The 10,323-nt window shown below is 60.2% G+C and carries 6 protein-coding genes; 2 read left to right on the top strand and 4 right to left on the bottom strand.

Annotated elements, in window-relative coordinates; all coding sequences use genetic code 11:
* Positions 1 to 469: 469 nt before the first annotated feature.
* Entirely contained in the window at positions 470 to 1,735 is a 1,266-nt protein-coding gene (locus JOD69_RS20840; protein WP_077730511.1) for a hypothetical protein, read from the bottom strand.
* A gap of 88 nt (positions 1,736 to 1,823) precedes the next feature.
* Positions 1,824 to 2,846: a DUF2235 domain-containing protein gene (locus tag JOD69_RS20835; RefSeq protein ID WP_086134523.1), complete on the bottom strand. Its 1,023-nt coding sequence runs from the start codon at positions 2,844 to 2,846 to the stop codon at positions 1,824 to 1,826.
* Positions 2,847 to 3,614: 768 nt separating this feature from the next.
* On the opposite strand from JOD69_RS20835, the gene JOD69_RS20830 reads away from it, so the two are divergent.
* The gene (locus tag JOD69_RS20830) at positions 3,615 to 4,622 is read left to right on the top strand and encodes an NAD-dependent epimerase/dehydratase family protein (protein WP_086134522.1); all 1,008 of its coding nucleotides are present in this window, start codon (positions 3,615 to 3,617) and stop codon (positions 4,620 to 4,622) included.
* A gap of 37 nt (positions 4,623 to 4,659) precedes the next feature.
* Positions 4,660 to 6,411 carry a patatin-like phospholipase family protein gene (locus JOD69_RS20825; protein ID WP_168183840.1) on the top strand — a complete coding sequence of 584 codons (1,752 nt, stop codon included), beginning with the start codon at positions 4,660 to 4,662 and terminating at the stop codon, positions 6,409 to 6,411.
* 43 nt (positions 6,412 to 6,454) lie between these two features.
* Here JOD69_RS20825 and JOD69_RS20820 read toward each other — a convergent pair whose 3' ends face one another.
* Together JOD69_RS20820 and JOD69_RS20815 are read right to left on the bottom strand one after the other, a co-directional pair.
* Positions 6,455 to 8,326: a cytochrome P450 gene (locus JOD69_RS20820; RefSeq protein WP_210024217.1), complete on the bottom strand. Its 1,872-nt coding sequence runs from the start codon at positions 8,324 to 8,326 to the stop codon at positions 6,455 to 6,457.
* 13 nt (positions 8,327 to 8,339) lie between these two features.
* Positions 8,340 to 10,289 carry a hypothetical protein gene (locus JOD69_RS20815; protein WP_086134519.1) on the bottom strand — a complete coding sequence of 650 codons (1,950 nt, stop codon included), beginning with the start codon at positions 10,287 to 10,289 and terminating at the stop codon, positions 8,340 to 8,342.
* Positions 10,290 to 10,323: the final 34 nt, after the last annotated feature.

The raw sequence follows: 10,323 nt of genomic DNA, 5'->3' as shown, positions 1-10,323 counted from the left end.
AAACGGCCGTCCTGGGAGCGCCAGGACGCCCCTTCCAACAAAATCCTTTGCCGAGCCGATACGTCGGCAAGGGATTGCCGACCTACGTTCTTCCCGCCCGAACACGAATCCGTACACCGGGATGAAAAACGCTCTAAGTACATTCAGGGAAGTCTTGCGGCATAGGCAACCTGCAGGACAACCCCGCCAATCAAGCCAATCTGTCGAGATTCCGCAAGTATTTGCGGAATGTACTTAGCAGCAATAGGCCGTGCGGCAAATCCCGCAGTACGTTGCGGGATGCCACCCATTTATTGTGAACGCCGGGCGGGGAAGTGGGCATGCAAAGCAGTTCTTTTCAAATCAAAACTGCTTTAACGGAACCGAGAATGCATGGCCCGCCGAGAGGAGGCTATGCCGAGCTAGAAAGCCTCCCAAGCTCGGGGCGGGCAATGCCAAAGTGCAGGAAAAAAAGTCGGGGCTGATGCGATCAGTGCAGTTGTTTCGGCCACTTCAGACGCACGATTCCGCTCTGCTCGCTATCGAGCTCGCCTAGAGACTCATTCGCCAAATAAATTCCGTTTTCCGCAGGTACGGCGGAAGCTATGGAGGCAAGCGGAAGGCCCTTATACATCGCCGCATAGAGAGGCTTGCTTCCATCAGGGCTCACGACGATCACACCCGTACGCTGCGTCTGACGCAGCAGCAGTCGGGGCGGCAACCGCAAGAGCAGCGGTTTGATCCACGCGTTTTCGTGGGCCCAGGTCAGGATGGGGCTTCTCTCTGTGAACAGGGCAAGCCAGATACGCCCGGACGCATCGCGGTCCATCCCGTCGTCCATGCCCGTAAGCCCATCGAGCACAACCTCGTAGCTCCCCGCTTTCGGACCCCGAAGATAGAAACGCGCCAGACGGAAAAGAGAGGTCTGGGTGACCAAAACCGACTCCTCCCGCGGCTGGCCCGGATGCAGGTCGTATAGAACGCCGTTGATGAAGTGGAATCCCTCCGCGACAAGGCGGGTGGTTCCGGTATCCAGGTCGTGCCGCCACAGGCGCCCATTGGGAGGTAGGGCAATGGCTTCATCTACCGCGTCGTCTAGCGAAGCGTCTCTGTACGAGAACGGTTCGGAGAAATAGATGCGCCGGCCGTCCTCGGAGACTTCCAGGTTGTCGCAGACCACCAGCGGACGATGATCTCCGCCGCTGCCGTCGCGCCTCAATTCGGGCGCCTTGGGATCGTTGTCCGCATAGACGACCGGGTGATCGGGATCGATCAGCGTTGCCGGCACCTCGAGAACGATGGGCTCGATTTTCCGGGTGTCGAGCGCGAGACGGTAGAGTCCGACAGCCTCGCCCGGAAACGGCTCGCCATAGGCGTTGGAGGAGCAAAAATAAACATGGTTCGGGTCGCCGGGCGCTTCGTGTATGCCGAACGCCATCAGCGGCGCATCCACGAACGGCTCAACCGCGTGTGTGGCGAGGTCTACGCTCCAGATTTTTCCGTCCGTCGCTGTAACCAGGGCCCTGGTTCCGCCGGTGAGTAACACGACATCGTCGTAACCCGGTAGGTCGGACCGAAAATGCTCCAGACCGGCAGCGAAGTCGGCGGAATGCTCGACTGCGGTGATCGCCGCTGCCGTCTTTGGGTCGAAGGAAATCGACTCGGCGACGCAGCAGCGAATTTCCGGTCTGGGGGCTGCGGCGATCCACCAGATTACGATGAGTAACACAAGGCCTATACCGATCCATTTCTTCATGAGCCTGATCCTCAAGCATTATGAGACGTTATCTATCCAACCTTACCGGGTTATGGCGATAGCCCTTTATCGCCGGCTCAGCGGCGTTTCATCGCAGCGGCGGCAAACCGGCGTTCGGCGGCTTGTAATTGCGGTCTTTCTTGCGCCGTCTTTGTGCCGAGTCGTCGATCACCTCGTTGCCGAACCTGGCGGTACCTAAGGCGCGATAATGACGCTGTTGTGTGTGGGCATAAACCCCGTTGAGGAATTGTGCGTAGGAATCGGTAATCGCTCCGAGGTAATTATCGGCTCCCACGTCTATCGGAGTAACCCCGAGGCCCGCCGCCATGGCTTTATCTTGAATCCAACGCAACGTTAGGTCGGACAGGCGCCGATCCGGATATCCCCCGCCGACATCGCTGTGCGCACCGACAAACCAGCGCTGTTCCAGGTTTTGTTGGGGACTCGCATCGGGCGTCCATAAACAGATATCGTAATCCATTCGATGTTCGTCGATCGCGATGGCTTGGTAACCGTTTTCGACGATATGGCTCAATCTCGTGTCGTGGAACTGGTAAAAATACATGTTCAGGCGCTTCAAGATATCCAGCGGAATACCCAGTGCGCCGACCGTATCCCACACGCCGAGAAACTTAATTTTGATTTCCCGAGAAAACCTTGCCCTAAAGTCCAGAGCGGTCGAAGAATCGGGACCGTCGTCTCTGGTACGGTAGATGCCATAGGCCATGGCCATACGCAGGGAAAGCTGCTTGTTTTTCACCAGACCGCAATTGCGAATGAGTCCGGCCAAACTCCTGGCGGTATAGGCGCCGCGGCTGAAGCCGAGAATATAAACCTCGTCGCTTTCCCGATATTCCTTGGCGAGAAACTTGTAACCGTCGAGGATATTTTTCTCCAGTCCCGCTCCCGTGGAGCCGCCAATAAAGCGGTCATACCATTTTGTGCCTATGCCTTCGTCATACCATTTAACTTGCCGGATACCATCTGCCGCAGTGTCCGTGACCGATTTATAAAACCGGCAAACATTGGTCTCGATCTGCCGGTCGGCGGGCAAGCGTTCGTCGGCGGGTTTGTTCCATGTGCCGTCGAAGCAAATGACGATCCGTTTCATATCAGCCCCCTCAATAAAACTCTTTATTGATTCGATTTTTCGCCGTAATTCCGCCGCGCGCTGGACGGTAGGGGTAAGTTTCGACCCCTTGCCTTACGTGGTCACATCGAAAAGGCATTCAAGGCTATTTTTGAGAAAACAATGCGCTTGCGCCGAGCCGTTGTCAATCGATTAAAGCGGGTGGAAATGCGGCCCCGCGTACGGCAAAACCCCGGTCGACGGAAGGGTTTTAGCCGGATATGGGCATGTGTGCTGCATAGGGGGCGTTTTGTACCTTTTCAGTGGTTATCCTTGAAATGTCTTGCTGTTACGGGATTGCGTGAAACATAATGCCGGCTGCGCCATGGAAAACCTGTGTAATTCCAAATCGCTTTCAATCAGGCATTCATTTTGTAGGATGGGTAGAGCGAAGCGAAACCCATCGATGGTGGGTTAGGCCGCGAGGCCGTAACCCGCCGAGCGACTCCCAATCGGCGGGTTACGCGGAGCCTGTCCTGAGCTCCGTCGAAGGGCGTGTCCCAAGCGGAGCCGAGGGGCTAACCCACCCTACGATGAGTGTTCACGCGAAAGCCGAATGGAATAAATCGGATAGAGCGAGGCGGAAACCATAAGAGATTCAGGATTGTGGGATTATCGAGATCTTACGGCTTTCCATATCCTGAATGTATTTCGAATAGATTCTGAATTTACGTCCTCCTCCAGCGGCGCAGCCTTTTCGATATACCCGCCCGTTCCCGTAATTCCAAGAATAAGGGGGTTGTGATCGCTATGAACGAGATACTGAATGCAAAGAGCAAGGTCCTCGTCACCGGACCGACCAGCTTTCTCGGTTACCATGTCACCAAGCGTCTGAATGAAAAGGGTATCCGGCCGCGTGCGCTGATCCCGCAAGACACCGATCCGTCCACCTTGCGGGATTTGGATGTGGACATCGTCCGAGGCTCGGTCGAGGATGCGATTTCCTTGCGTGCCGCCTGCGACGGGGTGGATACGATTTTTCATCTGGCTTTTCTGGTCAGCATCGGTGGAGGGCTAGAGGAGCGTATGCAGCAAGTGAACGTGGTCGGAACGCGCAATCTCCTGGATGTGTCCGCGGACTCGGGCGTTACGCGGGTGGTCGTGACCAGCAGCGCGCTCACCGTGGGCGTCAACCGGAAGCCGGAGCCGCTCGACGAGACGGCGGACGGCACCGTTCACCGCCTGGATCTCCCGTATGCGGCAAGCCGGCGACAGGCCGAAGAGGAGGCGCTCGGACGATCGAGCCCCAGTATGTCGGTAGTCGCCGTCAATCCTTCTTTTACCATGGGGCCCGAGGATTACGTCGGCGCGCCCGCCAATAAACTTCTCAAGGCGGTCAGCGCCGGCAAGCTTCCCTTCACTGTTCCGGTCGGTTTCGGCTGTCTGGACGTTCGCGATTTCGCGGACGGAATGCTGTTGGCTGCCGAACGCGGCCGCCCCGGCCAGCGCTATCTGCTCAACGGCCACAACGTGACGGTGGACGATCTTTTGGGACAAACCGCCGCTATCGCGGGCGTGCGGCCGCCCCGTTTGCGGCTGCCGGTCTGGGCGGCCTATGCCCTGGTTACGGTGATGCAGGCCGGTTACGCCCTGCTCCGAAAACCGTTCCCGGTTACCCGCAGCGTGCTCCAAATCCTGGGCCGCTACGCTTGGTACGACACCGCCCGTGCGCGCGAGGAACTCGGCTGGACGCCGCGTCCCTTGCAGCAGACGCTCGAAGATACCCTTCGTTGGCTACGCCAGAGCGAAGCCGGATAGGAGTCAAAGTCGGGAGTACTAGGATATGGAATCAAGCATGGCAGAAGCCGAGAGCGGCCTGTCGCCAACCACGTTCGAAATCGGGTTGGTCATGGCTGGCGCGGTGTCCGCCGGCGCATACACGGCCGGAGTCATCGATTTCCTGACCGAGGCGCTGGACTCTTGGTATCGGGCGAAGCAAAGAGGAGTACCCGATACGCCCCCGCACGACGTGAAGATCTCGGTGGTAACCGGCGCCTCGGCCGGAGGCGTTACGGCGGCCGTGCTGGCGTCGGAGCTGCGCGGCGGTCTGCTGCATATGAATTCGCAAACCGGCAGCGCGCGAAACAAGCTTTACGAGACCTGGGTCGAGCGGGTCGATATCGGCCCATTGCTCGACGCTCGCGATCTGGAGCGGCCGGGTGCCAAGGTGCCTTCGCTGCTGGATTCGACCGTACTCGACGATGCGGCTAGAAACGCCCTGGCCACCGCGTGGTCCGGAGCCCCGTGGCCCGAGTACATGGCCGATCCACTGGATGTGATCCTGTGCGTCACGAATTTGAGAGGCGTGCCTTATTCCATTCGTTTCTCGGCCGAGCAGGACCGCGACTACGGCATGTCTCAGCACGCCGATTACATGCATTTTTCGCTCAGCCCGACCGACAAAGCGTCGAAGTGGAACGATTCCGTGCCGCTCGGGCGGGACGACCAGGAAGAGGGCAATTGGAGGCTCTTGAAAGAAGCCGCGCTGGCGAGCTCGGCGTTTCCCGCCGCTCTGGCGGCTCGCAGCCTGACGCGCTCGGCGGGCAACTACAACCGCCGCCGCTGGAGCATTCCCCAGGAGCCCAAGTGCGACCGGAGCCAGCGTTGCGTGTGCGAAGTCGAAAAGGAAATTCCGCCGATGTGGCCGGACGAGTTGAAGGAGACGGACATCGATCGCTGGGAGTATCGGTTCGCCAATATCGACGGAGGTCTCGCCAACAACGAACCCTTCGAGATCGCGCGCCGCTGCCTTGCCGGCTCGGCGAATCGCAGCCCGCGCGGGGCCGAGGATGCGAAGCGTGCGATTCTTATGATCGATCCGTTTCCGAATCAGTCGGTTTTGGATCTCCGCTACGACCCGGAGCCCAGTCTTCGCCTTTTCGGAACGCTGCCCGCATTGATTTCCGCAGTTTTGTCGGAGCTGCGATTCAAGAAAGATGAGTTGGAGCTGGCTCGGGATCCGAGCGTCTTCAGCCGTTTTCTCATCGCGCCTACGCGCACCGAAATCAGGGATGGCAAGGAGCAGCGCGCGCGTTATCCGCTCGCCACCGGCGGACTGGGTGGATTCGCCGGATTTCTGAGCGAGGCGTACCGGCAGCACGATTATCGCCTCGGTCGCCGCAACTGCCAGCAATTCCTCCGGCGGACGTTCGGCCTGGCGTACGACAACCCGCTGTTTCGGGATTGGCCGCAGACGCTCAAAGAAAAACTCCGGTTCAAGAACGAAGCGGGTATGGACCTCCTGCCGATTATTCCATTGACCGATTCTCTCGGCGTCGAGGAACCTTTGCCGGAATGGCCGGTGAACCGACGTCCGGACATGACCGTCCTGGAACGATTGTTAAGACGCCGGACCGACGCGGTGGTGAAGCGGCTCATCGACACCGAGCTCGAGCGTCTGTCCATGAACTGGATCGTGAGCCGCGTCGGCTGGGACGTGATCAAGCTCAACGAACGCTTGTTGAACCTGATCCGAAGTCCGCACAAAGGACCCATCGGCGCCATGCTGAAGATCGTACGGGACGATTTGAGCGAACGCGGATTATGAGGTGCGGAAGGAGGCGGACGCAGCGCATCCGCCTTTGTGGCGTCTAGCGGAATCCGATCCGTAGACTCATCGCATACAAATTCTGCTCATCCATCTCGAGCGAGCCGCGGCGTTCCAGCGAGCCCAGACGCAGCATGGCGCGCAGCGATTCGCGCATGGTTATCTCCGAGGCATAGCGTCCGAGGCATTTATGCCGTCCGTAGCCGTGCTGCAGATAGATCTGACTTTGCGGCGCCTCATGGGCGCGTTCGCGATCGCCGAGGTAGGGGACCAGCCGTTCGTCGCGGGTAATGTCGAAGGCTGACGGGTTCGGCACCGTCTCGGGATCCCGCATTGCCGCGGCATAGGCCGCGAACACGAGGGTTCCGGCGCGAAGGGGAACGCCGCCGAGTTCGGTATTGTCCTTCACGCACAGCCGCAACAAGACTTCGCCCTGCGGCTGCAGGCGCAAGGCTTCCAGGGCGTATTTGTGCAGTCCCGCGAGGCTTTCGGCATAATCCGGGCTATCCGGCTCGATGTTCGCCAAACGTACGGCCTGTTCGTAGCTGGAACCGTTCAGCACCTCGTATTCGCCATTCTTCAGGCGGAGCATGGAGTCGAGGATCCGGACTGTGGCTTCCTGGGGATTCACCACCGCGCCGACTGCCGTGCCGAACACGTTGGACCGGATCATCGAATCGGAAAGGCGTTTCGCCAGCTCGTCTTTCGTCAAGGGCGTGCCGAGGCGGGCTGCGAACTCGTCCGTCAATGTCTCGCCGTCCCGCTCGAGCTCGAGCTGCATTCGCAAGAGCCGCGTCAGCATGGTATCGGGGACTGTTTCGCCCTGCCGCAGCCGTTCCTTGTAGTGCTTGAGCAAGGCAAATACGTAGGCGCTCAGATACTCGGTCGCGATCACGCCGCGTTCGCGGAATTCGGCGAATAAGGGATGGGCCGGGCTGAAGTTGTTGAAGATGTTGCGGAATGCATCCTTGACCCAGATGAACAGGTCGTCCGCCGTGGGTACGATGCCTTCCGTAATCTTGCCGAACGAGAACACGGCTTGCAGGTCCGGGTCCAGCGGAAAGCGGTCGCCCCCGCGAAGGCCGGGCAGCACGGACGGCGTTCCGAAATCGTAATAGTGGACTCCCAGATAATCGCCGACGATCCGAAGCGGCACGAATTTCGCGAGCGTCGGTACCACGTCGATTCCGCCGATCCCCTCGGCTTGCGCCCGATGCGTCCAGCGTTCGGCCTCGTCGCGAGTCAGGCGCGAAAGCGTTTCCTCGTCGGAGCGCGACACGGCGCGGCGCAGGATCACGTCGTCCAGCCGGTAGAGATCGTCCCGGTCGGTGCCGAGCATGAAGTGGGAGTATGCTTCCGGGTGTTTGGTCTTGTCGTCCGTGGCGCGCGCCATCTCCGCCGCGTAAGGGTCCACGGTGAACAGGTCGGTACGCTCCAGGCAGCGGATGACTTCCGGATGCCGCATGACGATCACGGGACCGATGGCCGGCTTGAAGATCGGCATGGCGTCCCTAGGTTGCGCCAAGAGCTCCTGGAACATCGCATAAGGCGCGGTCACCAGCCATTTGGAGATCACCTGCGCCACGGCCCCGCCCCGTGCCTTCGCCGCCGTGGCGAAAGCCGCGGCGGCCGTCTCCGCCGCTTGCTTGTCCTTCTCGTAGGCGCCGGGATCGTCCGCGTATTTTGGATCATTCGGGTTCGGCATCGGCGGCGGCGGAGACGGCAGGGGAGTGCCTTCTTCGGCACCCGCCACTTCACGCAAAAAGCTAGTAGCCGGTGGCGGAGTCGGGGCCGGTGTCTTTCCCGGCCCGGAGTCACTCGGCGTGTTTCCCAACGCCGCCTTGATCAGTTTGATGAGCCTGCAGCCCTGTCCATAGAGCTGCTCCCGTATCGTCATCCAGTTCGATCCGGCCATGAGTCCTTCTTCCCTACAGCGTTTTCATGTACTCGATAACGGCGCGGACCTGGTCGTCCGACCATTCGCTACCGTAGGTATGGCCGGCATTCGAGTTGCCGCGGAGCGTCGTATCGTGCTCGGCGAAGTGCACCGTATCGCCGGCTCCGTATTCGTCGAGCTGCGGCGCTTTGTCCCAGACGAAGCCGACCTTGGTTTCGTCGTACTTGATGTTGCCGCGAATGAACTTCTCCGGCCGCTCGGCGGGGCGGAAAAGATGCCACAGGGTCGGTACCGAGCCGTTGTGAAAATAGGGCGCCTGGGCCCAAATACCGTGGAGGACATCGGCCTTGTAGCCCGACTTGTCGCCGCGCGGCATGCCGAAATAGGCTTCGTCGTCGCCGGCGCGGCTGCCGCGTTTCGGCCGGCACCAGTCGCTGCCGCCATTTTCCACGTACAGCTCGCAGGCTTCACGGGTCAGTTCGAGCAGCCCGAGGCGCGCCGTCGGCGTGATCTGCGTCGCCCGATTCATGTCGCTGCCGACGTTGTAAACCTTCTCGTTGCGCGCATGGTGACAGGCCGACGCGCATTTTTCCTCGAACAGCGGCTTGCCTTTGGCCGCCAGGTCGAGATCGACCGCAAAGGGATAGGGCGTAGGCGGCAGATTGTCGATGAACGGATTCATGGGTTCATGGATGCGGACATCGACTTTGGACGGATCGCCTCCCGAGGAAACCCCCGAGGCGATTACCCGGGACTCGGCGGCCTGGTTGGCGTCCCAATTGGCGGCGGCATGGTCGCGAGAGAACCACAAGCTCTTGATGTCGGATGCGCCGGGATCGTGAGGCATCCACTCGGGCGCGGTCGCGAATAGCCGCTGACCGGCCTGCTTCAGGCGCTCCTCGCGGGGCAGATTTTCCAATCCCGCGAAGAACGGGTGATCGTCGGGCAGGCGCGCAAAGAAACCTTCCCGCTTGGCATGCAGTGCGACCAATCCGGCGGCGATGCCGAAGGCGTCCATGCGGCCGGGGCGCGGGCCGAACACCCCCGGCGCCTTTTGGCCGTTCTTCTCGGTGTAGGAAAGCTTCGAGGTCAGCGCGTGATACATCAGTTCCGTTTTCTTGGCCGAAGCGATCAGTCCGGCCACGGCGCCCGGCAGATTGTCCAATACGCGCGCCACCTGCACCCTGGCGCGTTCGGCGCCGGCCGAGCGTTCCTCGGGCGTCCGTCCGCCGTAGAACCAGGCGGGGTCGGTTTCGGCCTTGGTCTTGAGGAAAGATGCGATCTTGGCGACCTGATCCGGATCGGCTTTTATCTGGCTCGGATCGGGGCTGTCGACCTTGATGAACATCTTGCCGCTTCGGTAGAGAAGCTGAGCGTAGGCTTGCGCGTCGATTTCGGTATTGGGAGCGCCGACGAGATACTGGACCCGGTCTTTGACATACACGCGCCCCGTATGACAGGCCCCGCACGAAAAGAATACGTTGTCCGTACGCTTGTCCTCGGGAACGGCGGGGTCCTGGACGGTGAAAAGCCCGTAAGGCAGGGGATGGCGCTGTTCCGGAGGAAGCAGCTGGCCGGTTGCGGGATCGTAGTCGTCCGGATGGGGACCGAATCCCAGATTTCCCAGCGAGCCTTCCCCGTTCCAGATTTCCGGATAGGTTTCGATCAGGGCGCGCAGGAAGACATAAGGTATGCCGTTGACGCTGAGAGGGTAGGCCTTGAACCACTCGTATCCCAACCGGTTGCTGTACCAGGGCGTGCGAGCGGCGTCGTCGGTCGAGATTCGCTTGACGGTGGAATCGTTCAAATAGGCCGTCTGAAGCTTTTCCCGCTCCGAGCGTTCGTCCGCCCAGCTGCGTGTTTGCTTCTCGGGCGGTTTTCCGCCCTGTCCGGATTCCGTACAGGAAATCAGCGTGGTGAGGATGATTGCGGCCGTTCCGCAGCCAAGTACCGAGCGAAGGGATGAGGTCAGTGTCTTCATGATGTCCTCGCGAGCATTATTATTCTGGCGAATG

Origin of the sequence: Methylocaldum sp. RMAD-M (assembly GCF_017832375.1) — a bacterium.
Taxonomy (GTDB): Bacteria; Pseudomonadota; Gammaproteobacteria; order Methylococcales; family Methylococcaceae; genus Methylocaldum.
This window is presented reverse-complemented; position numbering and strand designations above follow the sequence as displayed.

Excerpts from the sequence above, each read along its gene's own strand:
- JOD69_RS20840 (WP_077730511.1), bottom strand. The coding sequence starts at position 1,735 with ATGAAGAAATGGATCGGTATAGGCCTTGTGTTACTCATCGTAATCTGG.
- JOD69_RS20825 (WP_168183840.1), top strand. The coding sequence starts at position 4,660 with ATGGCAGAAGCCGAGAGCGGCCTGTCGCCAACCACGTTCGAAATCGGG.
- JOD69_RS20835 (WP_086134523.1), bottom strand. The coding sequence starts at position 2,846 with ATGAAACGGATCGTCATTTGCTTCGACGGCACATGGAACAAACCCGCC.
- JOD69_RS20830 (WP_086134522.1), top strand. The coding sequence starts at position 3,615 with ATGAACGAGATACTGAATGCAAAGAGCAAGGTCCTCGTCACCGGACCG.
- JOD69_RS20815 (WP_086134519.1), bottom strand. The coding sequence starts at position 10,289 with ATGAAGACACTGACCTCATCCCTTCGCTCGGTACTTGGCTGCGGAACG.
- JOD69_RS20820 (WP_210024217.1), bottom strand. The coding sequence starts at position 8,326 with ATGGCCGGATCGAACTGGATGACGATACGGGAGCAGCTCTATGGACAG.